Annotated in this window: 20 protein-coding genes, 2 tRNA genes and 1 pseudogene; 16 read left to right on the top strand and 7 right to left on the bottom strand. The window is 65.6% G+C overall.

The window, feature by feature from the left end; genetic code table 11:
• Positions 1–49: 49 nt before the first annotated feature.
• The gene (locus E5Z01_RS09340) at positions 50–2,071 is read left to right on the top strand and encodes a DUF4132 domain-containing protein (RefSeq protein WP_167757848.1); all 2,022 of its coding nucleotides are present in this window, start codon (positions 50–52) and stop codon (positions 2,069–2,071) included.
• Here E5Z01_RS09340 and E5Z01_RS09335 read toward each other — a convergent pair.
• Complete coding sequence (locus tag E5Z01_RS09335; RefSeq protein WP_135229112.1) at positions 2,068–2,460, bottom strand: 4'-phosphopantetheinyl transferase superfamily protein; 393 nt, start codon at positions 2,458–2,460, stop codon at positions 2,068–2,070. The two genes, E5Z01_RS09340 and E5Z01_RS09335, sit on opposite strands and share 4 nt — an antisense overlap.
• A 110-nt stretch (positions 2,461–2,570) precedes the next feature.
• On the opposite strand from E5Z01_RS09335, the gene E5Z01_RS09330 reads away from it, so the two are divergent.
• Positions 2,571–3,572, top strand: coding sequence for an MBL fold metallo-hydrolase (locus E5Z01_RS09330; protein WP_135229111.1), 1,002 nt, complete (start codon positions 2,571–2,573; stop codon positions 3,570–3,572).
• 232 nt (positions 3,573–3,804) lie between these two features.
• A complete protein-coding gene (locus E5Z01_RS09325; protein ID WP_240738273.1) occupies positions 3,805–4,524 on the top strand; it encodes a HepT-like ribonuclease domain-containing protein in 720 nt (239 codons plus the stop codon).
• Between the two features lie 67 nt (positions 4,525–4,591).
• Here the strand turns inward: E5Z01_RS09325 and E5Z01_RS09320 are convergent, their stop codons facing one another.
• From E5Z01_RS09320 to E5Z01_RS09305, 4 genes and pseudogenes are all read right to left on the bottom strand, one after another.
• A complete protein-coding gene (locus E5Z01_RS09320; RefSeq protein WP_135229109.1) occupies positions 4,592–5,563 on the bottom strand; it encodes an aldo/keto reductase in 972 nt (323 codons plus the stop codon).
• Positions 5,560–5,940, bottom strand: coding sequence for a RidA family protein (locus E5Z01_RS09315; protein WP_135229108.1), 381 nt, complete (start codon positions 5,938–5,940; stop codon positions 5,560–5,562). The genes E5Z01_RS09320 and E5Z01_RS09315 overlap by 4 nt, the downstream gene beginning before the upstream one ends.
• Positions 5,941–6,001: 61 nt before the next feature.
• Positions 6,002–7,534, bottom strand: a complete 1,533-nt coding sequence (locus E5Z01_RS09310) for a class I adenylate-forming enzyme family protein (protein ID WP_167757847.1) — start codon at positions 7,532–7,534, stop codon at positions 6,002–6,004.
• 250 nt (positions 7,535–7,784) lie between these two features.
• Positions 7,785–8,366, bottom strand: a pseudogene (locus E5Z01_RS09305) (SDR family NAD(P)-dependent oxidoreductase); the annotation flags it as partial.
• 127 nt (positions 8,367–8,493) lie between these two features.
• Between E5Z01_RS09305 and E5Z01_RS09300 the strand changes: the two are divergent.
• From E5Z01_RS09300 to E5Z01_RS09290, 3 genes are all read left to right on the top strand, one after another.
• Positions 8,494–9,471: a homoserine dehydrogenase gene (locus E5Z01_RS09300; RefSeq protein ID WP_135229107.1), complete on the top strand. Its 978-nt coding sequence runs from the start codon at positions 8,494–8,496 to the stop codon at positions 9,469–9,471.
• A 171-nt stretch (positions 9,472–9,642) separates the two neighbouring features.
• Complete coding sequence (locus tag E5Z01_RS09295) at positions 9,643–10,542, top strand: aldo/keto reductase (protein WP_135229106.1); 900 nt, start codon at positions 9,643–9,645, stop codon at positions 10,540–10,542.
• 10 nt (positions 10,543–10,552) lie between these two features.
• Positions 10,553–11,647, top strand: a complete 1,095-nt coding sequence (locus E5Z01_RS09290; RefSeq protein ID WP_135229105.1) for an alpha/beta hydrolase — start codon at positions 10,553–10,555, stop codon at positions 11,645–11,647.
• On the opposite strand, the gene E5Z01_RS20215 is transcribed toward E5Z01_RS09290, so the two are convergent.
• Complete coding sequence (locus tag E5Z01_RS20215) at positions 11,622–11,756, bottom strand: hypothetical protein (RefSeq protein ID WP_276321247.1); 135 nt, start codon at positions 11,754–11,756, stop codon at positions 11,622–11,624. The genes E5Z01_RS09290 and E5Z01_RS20215 overlap by 26 nt on opposite strands.
• A 47-nt stretch (positions 11,757–11,803) precedes the next feature.
• Between E5Z01_RS20215 and E5Z01_RS09285 the strand changes: the two genes are divergently transcribed.
• The 10 genes from E5Z01_RS09285 to E5Z01_RS09245 all read left to right on the top strand — a co-directional run bounded on the left by E5Z01_RS09285 (position 11,804) and on the right by E5Z01_RS09245 (position 19,499).
• On the top strand, positions 11,804–12,613 hold the full coding sequence (locus E5Z01_RS09285) for an AfsR/SARP family transcriptional regulator (RefSeq protein ID WP_135229104.1): 810 nt from the start codon (positions 11,804–11,806) through the stop codon (positions 12,611–12,613).
• 206 nt (positions 12,614–12,819) lie between these two features.
• On the top strand, positions 12,820–13,242 hold the full coding sequence (locus E5Z01_RS09280; protein WP_119761633.1) for a CBS domain-containing protein: 423 nt from the start codon (positions 12,820–12,822) through the stop codon (positions 13,240–13,242).
• Entirely contained in the window at positions 13,239–13,409 is a 171-nt protein-coding gene (locus E5Z01_RS19480) for a hypothetical protein (protein WP_158591570.1), read from the top strand. The genes E5Z01_RS09280 and E5Z01_RS19480 overlap by 4 nt, the downstream gene beginning before the upstream one ends.
• Positions 13,410–13,411: 2 nt before the next feature.
• The gene (locus E5Z01_RS09275; protein ID WP_119765447.1) at positions 13,412–13,972 is read left to right on the top strand and encodes a cytochrome c oxidase subunit II; all 561 of its coding nucleotides are present in this window, start codon (positions 13,412–13,414) and stop codon (positions 13,970–13,972) included.
• Between the two features lie 31 nt (positions 13,973–14,003).
• Positions 14,004–15,815 (top strand): cbb3-type cytochrome c oxidase subunit I, encoded by a 1,812-nt coding sequence (locus E5Z01_RS09270; protein WP_205750479.1) that lies wholly within the window; start codon positions 14,004–14,006, stop codon positions 15,813–15,815.
• A complete protein-coding gene (locus tag E5Z01_RS09265; RefSeq protein WP_119765449.1) occupies positions 15,802–16,230 on the top strand; it encodes a c-type cytochrome in 429 nt (142 codons plus the stop codon). The genes E5Z01_RS09270 and E5Z01_RS09265 overlap by 14 nt, the downstream gene beginning before the upstream one ends.
• A gap of 93 nt (positions 16,231–16,323) precedes the next feature.
• Positions 16,324–16,400: transfer RNA gene (locus tag E5Z01_RS09260), tRNA-His, on the top strand.
• 56 nt (positions 16,401–16,456) lie between these two features.
• A tRNA-Leu gene (locus E5Z01_RS09255) sits at positions 16,457–16,542 on the top strand.
• 346 nt (positions 16,543–16,888) lie between these two features.
• The gene (gene tig, locus E5Z01_RS09250; protein ID WP_135229103.1) at positions 16,889–18,280 is read left to right on the top strand and encodes a trigger factor; all 1,392 of its coding nucleotides are present in this window, start codon (positions 16,889–16,891) and stop codon (positions 18,278–18,280) included.
• A 220-nt stretch (positions 18,281–18,500) separates the two neighbouring features.
• Positions 18,501–19,499 carry a beta-ketoacyl-ACP synthase III gene (locus tag E5Z01_RS09245; RefSeq protein WP_135229102.1) on the top strand — a complete coding sequence of 333 codons (999 nt, stop codon included), beginning with the start codon at positions 18,501–18,503 and terminating at the stop codon, positions 19,497–19,499.
• Between the two features lie 114 nt (positions 19,500–19,613).
• Here E5Z01_RS09245 and E5Z01_RS09235 read toward each other — a convergent pair whose 3' ends face one another.
• Positions 19,614–21,269, bottom strand: a complete 1,656-nt coding sequence (locus E5Z01_RS09235) for an adenine deaminase C-terminal domain-containing protein (protein ID WP_135229101.1) — start codon at positions 21,267–21,269, stop codon at positions 19,614–19,616.
• Positions 21,270–21,444: the final 175 nt, after the last annotated feature.

The raw sequence follows: 21,444 nt of genomic DNA, 5'->3' as shown, positions 1-21,444 counted from the left end.
TTCGCCGAAGGCACTCACTGTTATCCGGCTATCAAAGTATGGGGAAGCCATGACTGGGCTTCCCATGCGCCCCGAACTCAACCCCGGTGAGGCGTGGTCGGATGCATTCCTTGCCAAACTGGACGCCTTGCCCGACGCGGAGCGTGCGCCGTGGCCTGCGCTGGCGGCCTTTGCGCGTTCCGCCTCGGCAGGGAAACCCTCGGCGAAGTGGCTCAAGGAAGCCCAGAAGCACCTTGACGCGGTGGGCGCGGGGAACTTTCGGGCGGTGCTCGCGGTTAGTCTGCCGCTCCTGTCCAGGCCGCGCACGTTTGCCCTTCAACCTGCCCAGTACGGCCCTGACCCAAACTTGGTGCTGGATAACTTCAATGCCCTGTCGCTGAAGGGTTTGTTGTGGATGGTGCCGCTGGTGGCGGACTCGGCCCTGACGCGGTTGCTGCCGGGCGTGGTGGAGTCCGCGTTGAAGAAAGTGCCGGGTGTAGGGCCGCGCGAACCGAAAGTGGCGAACGCGGCGGTGTACGCGCTGGGGCAGATCGACAGTGAAGTGGCCCTGTCCGCCCTGGCGCGGCTCAGTACCACGGTGACCTTCAAGGGAACACTGAAGGAAGTGCAGAAGGCGCTGGAGGTCGTCTCGAAGCGCCTGAACATCAGCCCGGACGAGTTGCTGGACATGGGCGTGCCCACCCTGGGTATGCAGACGGTGGGCGAACGGGTGGAGGTGCTGGGCGACGCCGAGGCCCGCCTGAGCGTGGATGCGGACGGCGCGAAACTGACCTTCAGCAAGGGCGGAAAGGTGTTGAAAAGCGTGCCCGCCGCCGTGAAAAAGGACTTTGCCGACGACTTGAAGGAACTGAAGGTCGCGCAGAAGGAGGCGGAACAGGCCGCGTCCGCCCTGGCGCAACGCCTGGACAGCCTGATGATCCAACCCCGCGAGTGGCGGGGGGAAAGCTGGCTGGAACGTTACCTGAACCACCCACTGGCCGGAACGGTGGCGCGGCGCTTGATCTGGCTGGTGGACGGCGTTCCCGCGTTCTGGGCCGACGGTGACCTGCGTGACCTGAACGGCGAACCCGTGGCCGTCCAGCCGGAGTCCGTCATCAAGCTCTGGCACCCGATTGGGCGTACCGTCGAGGAAGTCCTGGCGTGGCGCGACCGGCTGGAGGAATTGCAGGTTCGGCAGCCTTTTAAGCAGGCGTGGCGGGAAGTGTGCGTCCTAACCGACGCCGAGCGGCGCACGAACACCTACAGCAACCGCTTCGCGGGCCACATTTTGAAGCAGCACCAGTTCAATCAACTGGCGGCCCTGCGTGGCTGGCGCAACAAACTGCGCCTGATGGTGGACGACAGTTACCCGCCCGCCATGCGTGACCTGCCCGCCTACGGGTTGCGGGCCGAGTACTGGATTGAAGGGATTGGTGAAGATTACGGCACGGACACCACCGAGAGCGGCACGTACCTGCGCGTGACCACCGATCAGGTGCGCTTCTACCCTATAGATGCGCCGGAAAACCACGCGCACGCTGGGGGAGGCGGGTACAGCATGTGGGTCAACCAGACGCAGCAACCCGTGAACCCCCTGGTCTTGGCAGATATTCCGCCGCTGGTGCTGTCCGAGATTCTGCGGGACGTCGACCTGTTCGTGGGCGTGGCGAGTGTCGGGAACGACCCCACGTGGCAGGATGGCGGCCCGGGCGGGCGGTTCCGCGAGTACTGGCACAGCTACAGTTTCGGGGAACTGAACGAAACCGCGAAAACCCGCGCCGAGTATCTGAAACGCCTGATTCCGCGCCTGAACATCAAAGACCGGCTGGAACTGGACGGGAAATTCCTGCGGGTACGCGGGGACGTGCGAGCGTACAAAATTCATCTGGGAAGCAGCAACATCCTGATGGAACCCAATGACCAGTACCTGTGCATCGTGCCTGACAGAAGCAGCCCCGGCGGGAAGAATGACGGCCCGGACGTGAATTTCGATGGCGACCGCGTGCTGTCACTGGTGCTGAGTAAGGCCTTCCTGTTGGCCGACGACACGGGCATCACTGACCCGGTGATCTTGCAGCAGTTGAAACGCTAGTCCAGCCGGGTACTTTCCAGCACGACCACCGCTGAGGCGTGTTCCTTGGTGTGCGTGAGGGTCAAGTGGGCCACCCAGCCGCACTCTTTCATTTCCTGCGCGATGTGAGGCGCGAACCCCAGGCGTGGGCGGGCAAAGGGAAAAGGGCCGTCCGGGGTTTCCTCGCGGATCACCCACACGTCCTGCCAGCGGTGCGGGCGCGGCCACACCTTCTGGAAGGCTTCCTTGGCGGCGAAGCGGGCGGCCAGGCTGGGCGCTGGGTCTTGCAGGCGGGCGCAGTACGCCAGTTCCGTAGCCGTGAAAAGCTTGCGGGCGCGCTGGCCTTCGCGCTCCAGCATGCGCCGAATGCGCTCTATTTCGATCAGGTCATGGCCCACGGCGACGATCATCGGGGGCAGCATACGCCCTTAAGTCGCGCTTCATGAGGAGTGATGACGGGGCAGCAACCGTTTAAGCTCAGTCTTAACATCAAACGACTTCACCCCCAGGAGGCCATCCCATGACCGACCAGAAACCTTTTCCCGCCCTGAACCGCCGCGATACCCTGCGCCTGATCGGCGCTGCCGGACTGGCCGCCGCGGCCGCCCCGGTGGCTCAGGCGCAATCGAGTCAAGCACAGTCGAATCAAGCACCGTCGAGTCAGGCTGCGCCGGCGGCCCAGGCTGGCACCCTGAACGGCAACGGCTTTTACCGCCAGAAGATCGGTGAGCTGACCCTGACGCTGGTCAGTGACGGCACCGCGCCGCTGGCCGCCGTGCTGCCCACCTGGGGCAAGAACGAGGACATGCAGGCGCAGTTCGCCGCCACCCTCGCCGAGTACAGTGTGGCCGCCACGAACACCGTGAACCACTTCAACCCCGTGGTCATCGACACCGGCAAAAACCGCGTGCTGATCGATACCGGGCGCGGGGGCGAGGCCGGACAGTTGCAAGCTAACCTGCGCCGCGCCGGCATCGCCGTGGACAGCATCGACACGGTGTTCATCACCCACGGGCACGGGGATCACATCGGTGGCCTGACCCAGGGCGGCAAGCCCACCTTCAGCCGGGCCAGGCACGTCATGGGCCGTGCAGACTTCACGTACTGGACGACGCAGGCTCAGCCGAACGACGCCGTGAAGAACAACCTGATCGCCCTGAAGGATCAGTTCACGCTGCTGGACGACGGAGCCGAGATCGTTCCGGGCCTGAGCGCCCTGCTGACGCCCGGTCATACCCCCGGGCACATGAGCGTACAGGCCGTCAGTGGCAACGAGAAACTGATGGTGTTCGGGGACGCGGCCGGGCACTTTCTGCTGAGCCTTAAACATCCTGGCGCTTACCTCGGCTTCGATACCGATGGCCCGCAGGCCGCGGCCACCCGCGCCAGAATCTTCCCCATGGCCGCGGCGGAGAAAATGTGGGTGACGGGCTACCACTTCCCCTTTCACGGCATCGGTCACCTCCGCGCCCTCAAGGAAGGCGGGTACGAATATGAACCCGTGGTGTGGCAGTGGAGTTGAGCCGCCGGCAGTTCAACTGAATCCGGAAGTTGGTGGGGTCACGTGATCCCACCGCTTTTTCTTTTCTGGTCTTCTTTTCTGGCGGCCGCACTCTAGAGCAGTTCTCCGAATTCCTTCATATGTGGAAGGGCACCCCGCATGACTCCCTTCTTCGTCCTGCTCATCTAAATTCACTCGCTCTACTCGACTAAAAAGCACGGCCTTCTTTTGGCAAATGCTCTACACTTCGCCCGTGACCCTGCCCCTTTTTCCCGATGTGCGCCTGTCCAGTGTGGCCCGGATCATCCGGCAGGGTGCGGCGCAGTGGCAGGCACTGGGCGTCGCCCGGGTGCGGGTGTTCGGTTCGGTGGCCCGCGGCGAGGCGGGCGAGACCTCCGACATCGATCTGCTGGTGGATTTTCACCCCGGTGCCCAGGTGGGCCTGCTCGACCTGATGCGCGTCAAGGCCGTCATGGAAGACCTCCTGAAACGCCGGGTGGACGTGATGACGCCGGCCGCCCTGAAGCCCCCGCTGCGCGGCGAGATTCTGGAGGACGCCGTGGATGTCATGCTGCTTCCGCTGTCCGTCCGCGAGGCTCACCGCGAGAAACGCTGGCGCTGGCGCGTCTTCGACCTGCTTGATGCCCTTGACCGGATTGCCGCGTACACCGCCGAGCTGTCCCTGACGACCTTCCTGCGCGACGAGCGCACGCAGGACGCCGTGCTGCACAACCTGACGCGGCTGGGCGAAACCACGAAGTTCATTCCGCAGAGTGTGCAGGACAGGAATCCGCAGGTGCCGTGGGCGTACCTGCGCGACATCCGCAACCTGGTGGCGCACGATTACTTCGGCATCGACCCGGCGCTGGTGTGGCACACCGCCCGCGTGGAACTGCCGGCTCTGCGGCCCGCTTTACAGACGCTGGCGGAAGTGCCCACGGGCACGACGAGCAGGTCGGCAGAACCGCGTTAAATTCATCAAAGCCGACATTCCGAATGTTTCCGCCCCTTGTTTGCCCTGAAGGTTAACTTGGAAATCCTCAGTTCCAGGGCAAAGCCGAGCGTTCCTGCCAGTACTTTTCCGGGCTTTGCGCCAGTGCGGCCAGAGCCGGCAAATGGACGTGTAAGGCCAGGGAGTTCAGGTTGCTGCCTAGCTGCGCCGGGGTGGTCGCTCCGCTCAGCACGACATCGGCCCAGGGTTGCTGCAAGGCGGCGGCCAGCGCGACAGCGTCCGGCGTAACGCTCAACTCGGCAGCCACGTCTGCCAGGGGTTGTGGAACATCCCCCTTGCCCGTCAATCCGTGAGAGGTCAGTCGCCCGTTCGCCACCGCTTCTTTCACCACCACGGTCCAGCCCGCCGCATGCGCCTCGGCCAGCAGTTCTCCCGCCGAGGGTTCCAGCAGATTCCACGTCGCCTGCACCACGCTCAGCGGGTTCACGCCGTCGATGCGCACCTTCATGGCCTGGCGCAGGGTCTGCGCCTGCCCCGGCCCACTGGTGGAGAGGCCCACCCGCACGCCCTGCGCTGCCAGTTCAGCCAGCCTGCCCAGCACCTGCTCATTTCCCAGCACGCCCGTCTCCAGGGTCGCGGAGTGAATCAGGTAAAAGTCCGGCTGGCGCCCCAGGGCCGCCAGGGTTTCCGGCCACTGCCGCTGTAACGTTGCCAGGTCGTGACTTTTGACTTCGTGCGTCTGCGCGTCCGGACGCCACCCTGCCACGTAGGTGTAGCCCCACTTGCTGCCCACCAGCGCCTCATGCCCGCGTTCTTTTAACCAGCCGCCCAGGAATTCCTCGGCCAGGCCGTAACTGCGGGCCGCATCGAAGTAACGCACTCCACCCGCCCAGGCGGCATCCAGCACTTCCCAGGCGTGACGGCGCATGGCCTCCACGCTCCTGTCGGCGCCCAGGTTAGTGCCCATATCAGCGCCGTGCCCCAGGTTGATGTACCCCGGCCGGCCCAGCGCCGCCAGCCCCAGGCCCAGTTGCGGCACCCGAGCAGGCCATGCGCTCATGTAAGAATCGCCTCCGCCTCGATTTCCACCAGATGCTGCGGGTCGATCAGGGCCGCCACTTGCACCATCGTCGCCGCCGGGCGAATGTCACCGAATACTTCGCCGTGCGCCCGACCGACCTCCTCCCAGCGGGTGATGTCAGTCACGAACATTCGCGTTCGCACGACGTCCTCCAGCCGCGCCCCGGCCTCTTCCAGTGCACCGCGAATAATCTCCAGCGCCACCTTCGTCTGCAGGTAAGCGTCCCCAACGCCCACCACCCGGCCCTCCCGCGTGGCCGTGGTTCCCGCCACCTGCACCATATTCCCCACGCGCACCGCCCGCGAGTAACCGACCTTCGCCTCCCAGGGAGATGAACCGCTGATGTTCTGCCGCATGGCTTCAGGGTAACGCCGAAGCGAGAAGGAGTTAGTGGTGAGTGGGAAAGCTCGCCTGGGCTCAATGCTGGTCAGCAGCGGCGAACTGATCCCGCCACTCGGGCAGGTGACGCCTGACCAGTTTTCCAGCGGCGTTGCGCGGTAAATCTGGACAGAGCGTGATGGAGCGCGGGCGAAACGTGCGCGGCAGGGCGCTGCTCAGGGCGGCGTGCAAGGGCTGAATGGTGCTGTTTTTATCTGCGGGCACAATCAAAGCGTGAACCACCTGACCGTACTCTTCATCGGGTTCACCCCACACGGCGCATTCCAGCACCCCCGGCAGCGCCTCTATACGCCTTTCCAGCGCGAGCGGGTCGATATTCTCGCCACCGCAGATGAAGCGGTCATCCGCCCGGCCCAGCAGGCGCAGGTGGCCGCTGTCATTCCACTCGGCCAGATCTCCTGTATTCCAGCAGCTGTCTGGCACGGCCAGGAACGGGCTGCGGACATTCACTGTCCCGCCCTGTAGATTGACATGCACGCCGTTCAGAACGCTTCCTACCGTTTCCAGTCGCTGCTGGAAATCGGCGGGTGTGGCGAGACAGAGAGGCCCGGTTTCGGTCGTGCCGTACAGGTTGAACAGCCGCCCGTCGAAGGCCTGTAAAGCCTCCTGGGCCAGGGCCGGAGAGAGGGGCGCCGAACCGCTCACCACACCCCGCAAGCTGGGCAGCGTCACAGAGGTGTCCAGGCCGTCCAGAAGCCGGCGCAGCACAGTGGGCACCACGATGATCCAGTGCGGCGAAGTGCGCCTCAGACTTTCCTGCAGTGCCTCCGGCTGCGGTTCCGGGCCAAGCACCAGCGTGCCACCGAACCCCAGCGTGAGCATCAGTGCACTTAAACCCTGCCCGTGAAACAGCGGGGGCGGGAGCCAGACGCGTTCACCGGCTTTCACGCTCAGGCGCGACAGGAAATCCGTGGCAGGCAACACCGCCTGGGCGTGCTTCAATCCGGTGTGGCGCTTGATGGCCCTGGGCGTTCCCGTACTGCCGGACGTGAGGAGCGTCACCGCCCCGAATCCTGGACGCCCTGGGAGAGGGGACTGCCGTGTCTCGGTGAGGGAAAGGTTCACCAGCGCGGCGCTGTGCGGGCAGGAACGCAGCCCGGTGCAGTAAGCGGGTTCGTGCAAGACCGCGCTGAGATGCAGCTCTTGCACCTGTTCGGCCCACTCGGCAGGACTGTGCAGGGTATTGAGCAACACCACGTCTGCCCCCAGGCGCGTGGCGGCCAGCAAACCCACCAGCCAGCGCGTTCCTCCGCGCCCCAGCAGCCCTACCCGCGCTCCTGGAGTCAGGAGGAAGCGCAGTTCGCCGGCCAGCGCGTCGGCGGCGCATTGCAGTTCGCGGTAGGTCAGCACGCCGTCGTGGGCATCGACGGCCGTAATCTGCGTTCCTTTCAGGGCGTGCCAGGCCACCAGCGCGTAAGGCGTCGGGCCATGCTGGGCCAGAGACCTCAGGAGTTGCCCCGCGCCTCTCAGGGGTTGTGGGCCGAAGGCGCCGGTGTCCGTCAGCACTCGCCAGAGCTGTTGCCAGTCGCGGAAAGTGACCGCCTGACTCACGTTTTTTCCCTGTACTTGTCCCAGCGGGCCACCAGACCGAACAGGCGTCGGAACAGGCCAGGGAACACCAGCGCGGCCAGTTCCTGCCCCCCAACCACCACGGAGCCACCCGCGTGACCGGGCGCACCAGGGCGTACAACACGGATTCTGCCGCCTCCGGTGCGCTCAGGGCTGGGGTAGAAGGGTGGTACGTGGGCGCACTCATGCGTGTTCGCGTCAGCGGCAGGTAGACGCTGGTGCAGCGCACACCGGAGACCTGAATTTCTGCCCCCAGAGCCTGAAACCACACGTCAAACCCTGCCTTGCTGCCCTGATACGCTCCCCAGCGCGGCCCGGCGGGTGGTCTGGCGGACACGGTGGACACATTCACCAGCACCGTCCCCGGTTGGTACAGCGGCAGCAGCCCCAGCAGCAGCGCCGCCGGGCCAGTGAAATTGACCGCCAGGGAACGCTCCAGGTCGCGCTTCTCGGCGGCCTTGAAGGCGGAGCGGCGAATAGAACGCCCCGCATTGCTGACCACCGCGTCGAGCCGCGCGTGGTTGGCTTTGATGTCGTTGATGGCCGCCTCCACTTGATCTGGCTTCGACAGGTCAGCGACAAGCACTTCCGCCTCACCCCCATGCGCCCTGATCTGGTGGGCGACCTGCTGCAATTCCGCCTTACTGCGCGCCAGCAGCAGCACCCGCGCTCCCGCAAGGCCCAGCAGCCACGCGACTTCACGCCCAATGCCCGCCGACGCGCCTGTGACCAGCACCGTGCGGCCACCCCACCGCGCCCGTACCCGCCCTATGTCCCGGCACGCCGGTGGAGAAAGCAGCAAGCGGCCCAGCATGACAGGGCAGGTTTAGCACAACCGGGCGCGTCACTTACCCGCAAACCAGCAGGCTTCACCTGTTCAGCGTCCTCGCAAGCTGTACCTTTCGGCTTTCCCGGCCCGGCCGGCCGTTACTCTGAAGCGCATGAAGACCGTGACCGTGGGCGTGCTGGGCAGTGGCACCGTGGGGCAGGACGTCCTGAACCTGATTGAGCGGCGCAAGCATATTTTCGACGACATCGGCGTGAACGTGGAAGTGGCGGGCGTGCTTGTGCGCGACGTGAACAAGAAACGCAACATCCCCAGCGGCATCCGGGTCACCGACACCTGTGATTTCCTGCAGGAATGCGGCGTGGTGATCGAGGCGATGGGCGGCATCGACCGTCCGCTGGAAATTCTGCACCCGTACCTGCGGTCGCACCGCAGCGTCATCACGGCCAACAAGGCGCTGCTGGCCGAGCGCTGGGACGTTCTGCGCGAGTATGCCCTCGACGGCAACCTGTACTACGAAGCGTCCGTGATGGCCGGCACACCCGTCATCGGCCCCATGAGCACCGTCCTGCGCGCCAGCACCTTCGTGCGCCTGCAAGCCGTGCTGAACGGCACCTGCAATTACATCCTGACGCAGATGGAGCAGGGCAAGGAGTACGCGCAGGCCCTGGCCGAAGCGCAGGCCCTGGGGTACGCCGAAGACCCGCCCACCCTGGATGTGGGGGGATTCGATACCGCGCACAAATTGACTGTCATGGCCCGCTTCTGCGCCGACGGCAACTTCCCTTACCGCGCCGTGGACGTGACCGGCATCGAGCACCTGACCCTGGCGGACATTCAGGACGCCCGCCAGAATGGCGAGAAGTACAAACTCGTGGCCGAACTGGAACGCAGCGCCAGTAGTCAAGGGCAGGGCGGCTGGAAGGCGACCGTGGCTCCCAGGCGCCTGCCCGAAACCCATGCGCTGTGCACCGCCGGGGCCAGCCGCAACGCCATGGTGTACGAGGGTGAGGAATGCGGTTCCCTGATCTTCGCCGGGGGCGGCGCGGGCGGCATGGTCACCGCGTCTGCCATGGTGGGCGACCTGCTCGATTACCTGCTGGGCTTTCCGGGGCACGTGCCGCTGCATTGAGGGTTGTATAAGGTGGTCATCGACAGCGAGTGAAAAAGGAATGTCAGGGCGCCACATGCCCGCTTGCTCCAGAATCTGTACTGCTTCGCTGGGTCATGTTCAGTAAACATTGAGGTTTTGATTAAGCTTTTTCACCACGGATCATTCACCGCCTCCCACTACCCTGTCGGCATGACCAGCGAACAGAAGGCAACGCCCAATGCAGCTTTGAGCGGCACGTTCAAAATTGGCGGTGACCTGAGCGTCAACCGCCTGGGCTTCGGGGCCATGCGCGTGACCGGGGACGGCGTGTGGGGTGACCCAGCCGACCGCGAGGCGTGCTTGCAGACGCTCAGGCGCGTGCCGGAGCTGAACATCGACCTGATCGACACGGCCGACAGTTACGGCCCGGCGGTCAGCGAGGAACTGATCCGCGAGGCGCTGCACCCCTACGATCAGGTGGTCATCGCCACCAAGGGCGGTCTGACGCGCACCGGCCCGAACGTGTGGCCGCCGTGCGGGCGCCCGGAGTACCTGATTCAGCAGGCATACATTTCCCGCCGCCGCCTGGGCGTGGAGGTCATCGACCTGTGGCAACTGCACCGCATCGACCCGAAAGTGCCGCGTGACGAGCAGTTCGATGCCATCCGCAAGCTGATGGACGACGGCGTGATTCGCCACGCCGGCCTCAGCGAGGTGAACGTCGAGGAAATTCAGGCGGCCCGGCAGGTGTTCCCGGTGGCGACGGTGCAGAACCTGTACAACCTGGTGAACCGCAAGTCCGAGGACGTGCTGGACTACTGCCAGCGTGAGAACATCGGCTTTATTCCGTGGTATCCGCTGGCGGCGGGCGGGCTGGCCCGCGAGGGCAGCGTGCTGGTCGCCCTGGCGCAGCGCCTGAACGCCACGCCGTCGCAGGTGGCCCTGGCGTGGCTGCTCAGGCGCAGCCCGGTGATGCTGCCCATTCCTGGCACGGGCAAGGTCAAGCACCTGGAGGAGAACACCGCCGCCGCCGGGCTGATCCTCAGCGATGAGGATTTCCGTACGCTGGACGAGGTGGGTCGGCAGGAATACGCTGGCCAGCAGAAATGACCGCCCGGCCATGACGGCTACGGCTGTGCGCTTCGTGATTCCCGAGTTGCCGCCCGGCACGCCCGCCGGGACACTTTTCCTGACGGGCGACCACCGGGGCTGGAGCAGTGATCCGCAAGGTTGGGCCTTCCAGCGCGAGACACAGGGGGCGGTGCTCATCGCCGACCTTCCCGTGGGTTCGCTGCTTGGCGTGAAGGTTCGCCTCCTCGGCACAGACGGCTGCGTGACCGAGGAAGGAGACGCCTGGGGAGGCCGCGCCCCTGCCCACAAGGCGGTGATTCACGCGGACAGGCAGATGGTCACCCTCTCGCTGGCCGGCTGGCAGGACGACCGGCAGGGGAGAGGCCGACCGCCACGTTCCAGCCCACCGCGTGCGGAATTTGCGCTGGCCGCTCCCTGGGGGGAACAGCTGGTGCGGCTGTGGTGGCCCGAAGGCACCCCGGACGAGTTGCCGCTGCTGATCCTGCACGACGGTCAGAACGTGTTCGACGAGGGCCCCACCTTCGCCGGATCCAGCTGGGACGCCGGCGGCGCAGCCAGCATGCTGGCCGGGGAGGGCCATCCCTTCCGGATTGCCGCGCTGCCCGTGAACGACGAACGCAGCCGCCGTTACGTCCCGTTCCCGTTCGAGATGAACGCCTTCAACCCCGGCGCGGACGAGTACCTCGACTGGCTGCGCGATGGCCTGAAGCCCGAACTGGAGCGCCGTTTCGGGCCGCCCACGCACACCGCCCTGGCCGGGTCGTCCTTCGGCGGCCTGATTACCCTGTATGCCGGCCTGCGTGACCCCGGCGAGTACGGCACCTGGGGCGTATTCAGCCCCGCCATCTGGCCTGCCGACTTTGAATTGCTGCGCTGGATGGCGCGCCGCACCGACCCGAAGGCCCGCGTGTGGGTGGACATGGGTGACCACGAGGGCCGTACCGCGCAGGAAGCCGCCGAAACCGTGCAGCTTACCTATGAACTCGCTGAAACCCTGCGGCCCAAAGTGCAGGAGGTTCAGGTCACCATCGGCGAAGGCCACTGGCACGACGAGGAAGCCTGGCGGGCGCGGTTGCCGGCTTTTCTGCGCTGGTGGCTCACTTCAGCAAGTCCCCGGCAATAATCACCGTCTGGATTTCGCCGGTGCCTTCGTAGCGGCGCAGCAGTTCGTCCGGCACACGGCCCTGCGCCTCCACCGGGCCGGGCATGAACTCGCGAATGGTGGCCTGCATTCGCGGTGCAGGACACTTCTCCAGGTGAAGTGCGGCACAATAGCCCCATGACGGGCACGGTAACGCAAGACGTGGTGATGTCAGGCGCGGGGCGATACATCCTGCGCTCCCTCGGGCAGGCGGACGTGCTGCTGGATGGCCGGAGTGTGGTGTGGGCCGCCCGCAGCGCCGAGGAATTGCTGTGGTTCCTGCACGCTTTCCCGGAGGGCCGTTACCGGCACGATATCCTGTCGCAGCTGTGGGGCCTGGAGGACAACACCGCCGCCGCCAACCGCTTCCGGGTGGCGCTGCACCGCTTGCGCGCGGCGCTGGAGTGGCCGGACGCCGTGACCGAACAGGGCGGGCGTTACTGCCTGCATCCCGAGCTGCTGGAGGCCAGTGATACCTACCGCCTGCACCAGGCATTGCGGGCCTCCAGGCAATCGGAAACGCTGCGCGAACGCGAGGAGCTGCTGCGTCAGGCACTGGCCAGCGCAGACGGCGAGTACCTGCCTCACCTTCAAGGCGAGTGGGTCGAGCAGGGCCGCGCCCAGCACCGCGCGGCCGTGGTGGAGGGCTACCTGACCCTCTCGGAATTGCACTGTGCCGCGCGCGAGTGCCCGCTGGCCGCGCAGGCGCTGGTCAAGGCCGCGCAGAGTGATCCGCTGATCGGGGAAGATCACCACCAGCGGCTGATGGCCTGCCTGTCGATGACCCGTGACCGCTTCGCGGCCATCGAGCATTACCGGCGGTACCGTCACTTTCTGGCCAGCGAGGTCGGCGACACGCCCATGCACGACACCGAGTTGCTGGCCGAACGCATCAAAGCCGGTGAGCGGGTGTGCGAGCACCTGCCTTTCACCCCCCAGAAAACCTGAAACAGCCCGCCTGAAGAGGGGCGTGGGCCACCGTGCCCTCGCTTCTCCAGAAAGCACCGCCTCACAGCAGTAGACCCTGGCGACGCCCTCGCGCATGAGAAAGATCAAGGTTCTGTCGTTGTGAAAGGCTCTGAAGAGGTGACAAGCTGCCACCTGTAATGCCTTCGTAATGTCTTTATTCCAGGCTCATAGCATGGAGGAACCCTATGATGGTACGTGAACTGATGAGTCGTCCACCAGTCACCGCCGCGCCTGCACTCCCCTTGCCGGACGCGGCTCACCTTATGAAGTCGCGCGGCATTCGCCGCCTGCCGGTGCTGGACGGCGAAACGCTGGTAGGCATTGTGACCGACCGTGACCTGCGCGAGGCCATGCCCAGCAAGGTCAGCACCCTCTCGCCCTGGGAAGCCACCACGCGCCTGGCCGCCATCAGCGTGGAGGACGTGATGCGCCGCAGCGTGCTGACCACCAGTGAAGACAGCGACGCCCGCGACGCCGCCTACACCATGCTGCAGCACAAGGTCGGCGCCCTGCCGGTGGTGGACACCGCCGGGAAACTGGTGGGTCTGTTGACCGTCAGTGACGTGCTGCGCGATTACGCCCGCACCCCACAAGAGGCCAACGGATGAACGATCAGGATCTCACCGCCCAGGGGGTCGCCCCGGCGCCCGTCGTGGACGACCACCACGAGGACGGCCCCAAACCCATCGGCACGCTGATGGTGATCGCCATTCTGCTGCTGGTGACCATCGCGTTCTGGATGCTGGTGCTGGGCATTCAACAGGCGAGGGCCTGAGCATGACCCAGTCGCCATTTAAACAGTCGCCTGTCAAACGCCTGACGCACGCCACCATGGAGAAGTACGAGAACGTCTGGTTCGGCATTGCCACCGCCATGTCGGTGCTGCTGGCGGTGGCCGTGTTCGCCAGTTTCGTGTCCGGCACCGTGCCGCGCCTCGAGGGCGAGGGCGGCGCGGGACACCACCTGCAGGGCGTGGTGAACGGCCGCGTCGACCCCAGGAACCTGGCCGGCACGCCTTTCAGCAAGCCTGGCGTGGTGGACAACGCCGACGGCACCCAGACGGTGTTCGTGGTGGCCCGCGCCTTCGCCTTCGATCCGGGCACCATCCGGGTCAAGGCCGGCGTGCCGGTGACCTTCCACATCACGTCCGGCGACGTGCTACACGGCTATTACGTGGAAAAAACCAACATCAACGTGTCCGTGATCCCCGGTCAGGTCAGCAGCTTCACCACCACCTTCAAGACCCCCGGCCCGCTGAACATCGTCTGTGACGAGTACTGCGGCACCGGGCACCACAACATGCTGAACAAGATCATCGTGGAGGCCCCCCAGCCATGAAGCACCCCACCCCGCTCGCCGGAGGCAACCCGTGACGGTTTCTCCCCCTTACGACACGCCCGCGCCGCAGCGCACCCTGGAACCCGACGCCTACCGCGCCCGCGTGGCCCCCGCCATCGGGGACGCCGCGTACCTGGCCAGCCTCAAGAAGGTCACGCAGTATTACGTGGCCACCGCCTTCATCGCGCTGTTCATCGGCGTGCTGCTCGGCCCGCTCCAGGCCTTTAACTACGCCGGCATCAACGTCTACGAGAACCCCATCCTGAAAGCCCTGCTGAAATCGTACTACCAGGGCCTCTCGCTGCACGGCGTGCTGAACGCGCTGGTGTTCACGCAGTTCTTCATCAGCGGCTGGCTGCTGTACCTGCCGACCCGTGACATGGGCGCCCGCATCAACATGAAGTTCGCCTGGGGCACCTACATCATGATGACCGCCGGCCTGCTGATCGCTGCCGTGCCCCTGCTGCTGAACAAGGCCACGCTGCTCTACACCTTCTATCCCCCCATGGAAGGCCACTGGGCGTTTTACGTCGGCGCGACCATCATGGTGGCCGCCAGCCTGCTGGTCGCCGGGCAGGTCGTCCTGACCTGGGTCGGCTGGAAGAAACAGAATCCCGGCCAGGTCACGCCGCTGGTCACCTTCATGAGCGTCAGCCTGTGGATGATGTGGCTGGTCTGTTCGCTGGGCCTGGTGGCCGAAGCGCTGCTGGTGCTGCTGCCGTGGGTCTTCGGTCTGCGCCCCGGCGTCGATCCGCTGATCGCCAAGACCCTCTTCTGGTGGACCGGCCACGCCATCGTGTACTTCTGGCTGCTGCCCGCCTACATCTCCTGGTACGCCTTCTTGCCCAAACAGGCTGGCGGGCGCATCGTTTCTGAGCCACTGGCCCGCCTGACCTTCGTGATGTTCCTGCTGAACAGCACGCCCGTCGGCATTCACCACCAGTACGCCGACCCCAACATCAGCAACACCTGGAAGATGATCCACATGTTCCTGACCTTCCTGGTCGCCATTCCCAGCCTGCTGACCGCCTTTTCCATCGCCGGGTCGCTTGAAGACGCCGCCCGCGCACGCGGTGGACGCGGGCTTTTCGGCATGCTGACGCACCTGCCCTGGAAAGACCCCGTCGTGGTCGGCCAGATTCTCGCCATGGTGTCCTTCATCGGCGGCGGCGCGGGCGGCATCATCACCGCCAGCTTCGCCTTCAGTCCGGTCATTCACAACACCGCCTGGATTCCCGGTCACTTCCACATCACGGTGGGCACCGCTGTCACGCAGACCTTCATGGCCATCGCCTTCTGGCTGGTGCCGCACCTCACCGGCAAGCGCCTCGTGGCGCCTAAGGTTGCGCTGGCCAGCATGTGGCTGTGGTTCATCGGCATGATGTTCTTCGCCGTCGGCATGCACTGGGAAGGCCTGCTGGGGGTGCCGCGCCGGGCGCTGATCAGCGCCGTGGCCCTGCCCATCTACAAGGAAGGGTACATGCACTCGCAGATCCCCATGGCCCTGACCGGGATCAGCGGCGTCATCCTGCTGCTGGCGGGCCTGTCGTTCTTCTACGTGCTGTTCGCCACGCTGCTCTCGCCGCGTGTGGACGACGCCGAGGCCGCCACGCCGCTGCCTTACAGCGAAACCATCAGCCCCGCCGGCAGAAGCCTGCGCGGTGCCAGCCCCCTGGTGCGGGCCACCGAACCCCTGCTGGCGCTGTGGGTGGTCGCCTTTGCGCTGGTCGCCCTGATGTACGGCCCGGTGCTGATGCGCCTGACGCAGAACGCCTCGCTGGTGCCGGGCTGCAACTATTACACCACCGTGCAAAGCGAGGTGGGATGCAATGAGCAGCGATGAAAAAGGCTTCTCCGGGCGGGAGGTCACGGCGCTGGCCACCTTCGGAGTCCTCGCGACTCTGATCGGCATCGGCGCGTACCAGATCGGCTTTCACCGCATCAGTGGCGTGCAGCGCGGCGCGGGCGCGGAAATGACCGCCAGTCAGGGGCCAGCGCCCGTGAACGGCCAGGCACTCTTCGCCGGTAACTGCGCCGGCTGCCACGGCGCCACCGCCGGGGGCGGCATCGGCCCGGCCCTCAACACCACCGCCAGCTGGGACGCCGGCCAGTTCAAGGAAGCGGTGCTGCACGGCAAGGCCCCTGAAAAGGAACTGGCCCCCACCATGCCGCGCTTTGCTACGACTGGCCTCGACGGCGCGCCCCCCACCGACGAGCAGGTGAACGCCATTCACGACTATCTCAAGAGCCTGAAGTAAGACACGCCGCCGGGCGGGCAGACACGTTGACAGTCTGCCCGCCCGCCACTACACTGTGTAGGCCCGACAGACGGGCAAGCGCAAAGAAACGTGGTGGCTTTAGCTCAGTCGGTTAGAGCGCCGCTCTGTGGAAGCGGAGGCCGTGGGTTCAAATCCCATAAGCCACCCCAACAAAACACCCGGCAAGGCCAATGAAGCCGGGCCGGGTGTTTCCTTAACAACTCGTGCGGGGATGGCGGAATTGGTAGACGCACTAGACTTAGGATCTAGTTCCCGAAGGGAGTGAGGGTTCAAGTCCCTTTCCTCGCACCAAACGTAGAAAAGCTCACCTGCTCGGTGGGCTTTTTTGTGGTCTCCTGGCGGCATCAGCGCAGGGCCGCAAGGGTCGGGCCGGTTAGGGGCGGTGTCTGCTTGCGGCGAAGCAGATGCGCTTGCTGGTGTATGCGGCGGCGCTGGCAGAAAGCCTAAGGCGCCGGACTGCTGCGGGGAAGGTTCGACAGGCCCTCGCACGCTGGGCGCAAAAGCATTATCATGCCTGGCGGTCTGTCGCGTCCCCCTCCTGCCCCGCTCAGGGGCAGTGCAGGGAGCGCGAGCACACACAAAGCACAATGCAGGCCCGCTCCGGCAAGACTGGGAGAGCGGGCGAGATGGGAGAGTCATGGCAGAGTTAATCAGCAGAGAAGGCAACAAGGTTGAGTACAAAGTGTCCGTGCCCGCCGCCGAAGTGAACCGCGCTTACGATCAGGTGTGGGCCGGCTTGGCCCGCGACGTGCGCGTCCCCGGCTTCCGTCCCGGCAAGGCCCCCCGCAAGGTCATCGAGGGCCGCGTGGGAACGGGGTACGTGGAAGATCAGGTGCGCGACCGCCTGCTGCAAGTGCATTACCCCCAGAGCACCCGTGACCTGAAGCTGAACCTGGTGGACGCCAACATCGACCCGCAGCCCCTCAAGAGCGGCGAGGCGTTCGAGTTCACCGTCAAGGGCGAGACGTACCCGGAAGTGAAACTGGGCAACTGGAAAGAAGCGCAGATGAGCGCCGCCAGCCCCGAAATCACCGATGAAGTGCTGGGCCGCACCCTGAGCGACCTGCAGGAGCGCAACGCCACCTTCGAGGCCGCCGACCGCGCCATCGAGGCGGGCGACCAGGTGACCATTCAGGAAGACGGCGAAGAGAGCAGCTACCCCATTTACCTGGATGTCGCCGAAGAGCACGTGCGTGAAGCCCTGCTCGGGAAAAACAAGGGCGACACCGTGGAGATCAATGTGCCTGCGCACCAGCACGGTGACCACGAGCACCCCGCGCACACCGTGAAGGTCACGGTGCTGGATGTCAAAACCAAGAAGCTTCAGGAACTGGACGACGAATTCGCCAAGACCCTTAATTTCGAGAGCATCGACAGGCTGCGCAGCGACCTGAAGGTCGAACTGGAACGCCGCGCCCAGCAGGAGGGCGACAACGCCCGCCGCGAGGAGTTCATCAGCCAGCTGGTGGAAGGCATGCAGGTCGACATTCCGCAGGCTCTGATTGATCGCCGCCGCGACGCCATGATGGACGAGATCAAGGACGACCTGAAACGTCAGGGCGTGCAGTGGCGCGAGTACGAGGCTTTCATGAAGGAACAGGATCGCCTGGGCGACTTCATGGACAACCTCTCCAAGAACGCCGAGATTCGCGTGCGCCGCGACCTGGCGCTGGAGCAGCTGGCCGAAGACCTGAACGTGCGCGTGAACGACCAGGAATTCAACCAGACCATGAGCGCGCTGGCCCAGATGAACAACATCACCGCCCAGCAGCTCGCCGATCAGCTCGGCCCGAACGGCATCAACGCCTACTACATCAGCATGTTGCGCGACAAGGGCCTGGCACAGGCCATCGCCCAGTTGACCGGCGAAGCGCAGCCCGCAGAGGCTGACCAGCAGGACGAGGGAACCGAAACCGCCCAAGCGCAGGGCGAAGAGGCGACGGACGGCGAGCAGCAGGCCGACACCTCGGCAGAAGAAACGGCGACGGAAGCCGCCGCGGAAAGCAAAGAAGAGAAGGCCGGCGAGTAACAGCCAGCCGATTCAAACAGCGTTGCCCCTCCTTCATGAAAGGGGGGGCTTGCTGTTGGTTCTTTTGAGCATGAGAGGGCTCTGAACAACGGAGAGGCCTGATCTGCGGTCTTTTCCATTGCGGTTGCCAGGACAAAGACGTAAGCGCGGGCAGCGGCGGGGCCTGCAAAGCTGAACCGAATTCATTGAACAGGCGTTCAAGGAATGCTAGCGTCAGGGCATGACTGCTCCTGCCATCGGTATTCAGGCCGTTGGGGCTTACGCGCCCGCCACTTCCATTCCCAACGCCCACTACGCCGCCCGGCTGGACACCAGTGACGAGTGGATCGTGTCGCGCAGCGGCATTCGCGAGCGCCGCCACGCTGCCCCCGACGAAACTGCCGTGACTCTGGGCGTCAACGCCGTAAAGAACCTGCTGTCCTTTTCCCCAAACGCCCTGGCCGGCGTTGATCTGATCGTGTGCGCCACCAGTACGCCCGACGCCATGTTCCCCAGCACCGCCGCCCTGATCGCCGGGCAGGTGGGCCTCCGGGGACAGCCTGCGCTGGATGTCAGTGTGGCGTGCAGCGGGTTCGTGTACGCCCTCAGCGTGGCACACGGCCTGATTCATGCCGGCACCGCCCGCCGGGCCCTGGTGATCGGCAGCGAGGTCATGAGCCGCGTGGTGGATCAGGATGATCGCAGCACAGCCATCCTGTTCGGGGACGGTGCGGGGGCGGTGGTGCTGGGTGAAGTGCCTGCCGGGTACGGCTTGCAGGCCTTCGAGCTGGGCGCGGACAGTGCCGGCGGCCCCAGCCTGTTCCTGCGCGGCGCACACGATCAGCTTCCTGAGGGTCAGACCATGGGCGCTTACCTCACGCAGAACGGGCGCGAGGTTTTCAAGTTCGCCGTGCGCGTGATGGGCGACATGACTGAAGCGGTCATCCGGAAAGCGGGCCTGACCGTGCAGCAGATCGACTGGCTGGTGCCGCACCAGGCCAACATCCGTATTATCGAATCGGCCTGCCAGCGCTTCGGGCTGCCGCTGGAAAGGGCGGTGGTGAACCTCGACCAGTACGGCAACACCAGCGCCGCCAGCATCCCCCTGGCACTGGCCGAAGCGGTGCGGGCCGGCAAGATCAGGGACAATGACCAGCTTGTGCTGGCCGGGTTCGGCGGGGGCCTCAGCTGGGGCGCCGCCGCCCTGAAATGGTGGGGCGGCGCGAATGAGGGCATTTGACAAAAGAACGAAGTGCTTTTTGTCCGAGCGGCGCGAGTGAATTCAGATGAGCAGAACGAAGAATGGAGTTAGGTGGAGTGGTGTTCCACGTATGATGGAATTCGGAGACCTGCTCTAACGCACCATATACGCCCAGGCGTCCACATCCAGCAGGCCTCTGGGCGTCAGTTTCAGCGAAGGAATCACACTTAATCCCAGAAAACTGAGGGTCGTGACCGGGTGCGTGAGTCGGCAGCCCAGGCCGGCCAGCCGCGCTGTGATGGCCTCTAACTGCGCGGCCACCTCCAGCGGAGGCCGGTCGGTCATCAGGCCCGCGTAGGGGAGGGGCAAGGTCTCGACCACCTCACCCCCGACCACCACCACCACGCCGCCGCCCAGCCGCTCCAGTTCCAGGCCGGCCCGGCGGATATCGGCGTCCGTTCCGCCCAGGAAGGCCGCGTGGTGAGCGTCGTGCAGCACGCTGATGCCCAGGGTGCCGCCCGTCAGGCCGGTACCGCTCGTCCAGCAGGCGGCCCATTCGCCGCGCCCGTAGCGGTCGGCCACGACCAGCCGCGAGTCGCCGGACCCTGCCACGCCGCGCCCGGTGGTGATCTGCCCGGCCTGCACCTGCATGACCGGCCACGCTGCCGGAATCTCGAAGGTGGCGTGTGCCCAACTGCGGCCCAGGTCGACGCCTCCCTGGGCCAGAGGCGGAGTTGTGCCCGCCGCCTGGGCTTCTTGCCCACCCACGAAGGTTTCCAGCACCCGAAAGTCGTGCAAGTCCTCTAGCAGCACGAAATCCGCGTGATAGCCCGGCGCGACCAGCCCCAGGTCATGCTGGCCCCAGTACTCCGCCGGGTTGCAGGTCACCAGCGCCAGCGCGTCCAGCGGGTGTAGGTCGCCCTGCACGCACACCCGTAAAAGGCGGTCGAGGTGGCCCAGTTGCAGCAGTTCGTCGGCGCTCACGTCATCGCAGACCAGCATGGCCCGGCGCGGCCGCTCGCGCAGCACCGGCAGCAGGGCCTGCAGGTTGCGGGCGGCGGATCCTTCCCGAACCATCAGCCACAGCCCCGCCCTGAGACGCTGGCGCGCTTCCTCGGGCGTGGTCGCCTCGTGATCCGAATGCAGCCCGGCGGCCGCATAAGCCATCAATTCTGGCCCAGACACCCCCGATGCGTGGCCGTCCAGCCGCCCGCCCGCCGCGAACCCCTCGGCCAGCACCGCCCACACCGCCGGGTCGTCATTCAGCACGCCTGGGTAGTTCATCATTTCGGCCAGCCCCAGCACGCCCGGCAGCTTCAGCATGCCCTGCACGTCCTCCGGCGTCAGGCGGGCGCCGCCACCCTCGAATTCGCTGGCCGGTACGCATGAGGGCACCGAGGCGAACACCCGCAGGCCCGATGCCCGCCCGGCCTCCAGCATCCACGCCAGCCCGCGCGGCCCCAGCACGTTCACGACCTCGTGCGGCTCGGCCACCACCGCCGTGGTTCCGTGTGGCAACACGGCGGCCGCGAACCCGGCCGGGGTCAGCATGCTCGACTCGATGTGCACGTGGGCGTCGATGAACCCCGGGGCCAGAAAAGCCCCACGCGCCTCGATCACCCGCGCCGCCTCACGCCTTTCACCTGCCCCGAATAGCGCGGCCACGCGGCCCTGCGCAATCAGCACATCCGCCTCGAAAATCTCCCGCGAAGCCGGCTGCACCACCCGTGCCCCGCGCACCAGCAGGTCGCCCGGACTGCGCCCACGCGCCACCTGAACCAACTGCCGCCGAACCGAAACGGATGTCATGATCCAGTTTAAGGCAGGCCAGATCGAAAGGGCGCGGTGTAAAAGAGGCCAAGCGCGCCTGAGCTGGGAAGCTGTTGGTGCCCGCCTGGCAGCCCAGCTCCGGTGATGCCGGTTTCGCTGTTCTGGACAATAAGAAAGCCTTCCGCTCCACCAGGACGAGGAAGGCTGAGAAGGG

It is taken from the genome of Deinococcus fonticola, assembly GCF_004634215.1.
GTDB lineage: Bacteria > Deinococcota > Deinococci > Deinococcales > Deinococcaceae > Deinococcus > Deinococcus fonticola.
The sequence above is the reverse complement of the archived record's forward strand: the minus strand, read 5'-3'. Positions and strand labels throughout refer to the sequence as shown.

What these genes read in the sequence shown, in the direction of transcription:
- E5Z01_RS09245 (WP_135229102.1), top strand. Translation starts at nt 18,501, where the DNA reads ATGACTGCTCCTGCCATCGGTATTCAGGCCGTTGGGGCTTACGCGCCC.
- E5Z01_RS09275 (WP_119765447.1), top strand. Translation starts at nt 13,412, where the DNA reads ATGACCCAGTCGCCATTTAAACAGTCGCCTGTCAAACGCCTGACGCAC.
- E5Z01_RS09320 (WP_135229109.1), bottom strand. Translation starts at nt 5,563, where the DNA reads ATGAGCGCATGGCCTGCTCGGGTGCCGCAACTGGGCCTGGGGCTGGCG.
- E5Z01_RS09295 (WP_135229106.1), top strand. Translation starts at nt 9,643, where the DNA reads ATGACCAGCGAACAGAAGGCAACGCCCAATGCAGCTTTGAGCGGCACG.
- E5Z01_RS20215 (WP_276321247.1), bottom strand. Translation starts at nt 11,756, where the DNA reads ATGCAGGCCACCATTCGCGAGTTCATGCCCGGCCCGGTGGAGGCGCAG.
- E5Z01_RS09340 (WP_167757848.1), top strand. Translation starts at nt 50, where the DNA reads ATGACTGGGCTTCCCATGCGCCCCGAACTCAACCCCGGTGAGGCGTGG.
- E5Z01_RS09335 (WP_135229112.1), bottom strand. Translation starts at nt 2,460, where the DNA reads ATGATCGTCGCCGTGGGCCATGACCTGATCGAAATAGAGCGCATTCGG.
- E5Z01_RS09290 (WP_135229105.1), top strand. Translation starts at nt 10,553, where the DNA reads ATGACGGCTACGGCTGTGCGCTTCGTGATTCCCGAGTTGCCGCCCGGC.
- tig (WP_135229103.1), top strand. Translation starts at nt 16,889, where the DNA reads ATGGCAGAGTTAATCAGCAGAGAAGGCAACAAGGTTGAGTACAAAGTG.
- E5Z01_RS09330 (WP_135229111.1), top strand. Translation starts at nt 2,571, where the DNA reads ATGACCGACCAGAAACCTTTTCCCGCCCTGAACCGCCGCGATACCCTG.
- E5Z01_RS09265 (WP_119765449.1), top strand. Translation starts at nt 15,802, where the DNA reads ATGAGCAGCGATGAAAAAGGCTTCTCCGGGCGGGAGGTCACGGCGCTG.
- E5Z01_RS09280 (WP_119761633.1), top strand. Translation starts at nt 12,820, where the DNA reads ATGATGGTACGTGAACTGATGAGTCGTCCACCAGTCACCGCCGCGCCT.
- E5Z01_RS09235 (WP_135229101.1), bottom strand. Translation starts at nt 21,269, where the DNA reads ATGACATCCGTTTCGGTTCGGCGGCAGTTGGTTCAGGTGGCGCGTGGG.
- E5Z01_RS09315 (WP_135229108.1), bottom strand. Translation starts at nt 5,940, where the DNA reads ATGCGGCAGAACATCAGCGGTTCATCTCCCTGGGAGGCGAAGGTCGGT.
- E5Z01_RS19480 (WP_158591570.1), top strand. Translation starts at nt 13,239, where the DNA reads ATGAACGATCAGGATCTCACCGCCCAGGGGGTCGCCCCGGCGCCCGTC.
- E5Z01_RS09285 (WP_135229104.1), top strand. Translation starts at nt 11,804, where the DNA reads ATGACGGGCACGGTAACGCAAGACGTGGTGATGTCAGGCGCGGGGCGA.
- E5Z01_RS09300 (WP_135229107.1), top strand. Translation starts at nt 8,494, where the DNA reads ATGAAGACCGTGACCGTGGGCGTGCTGGGCAGTGGCACCGTGGGGCAG.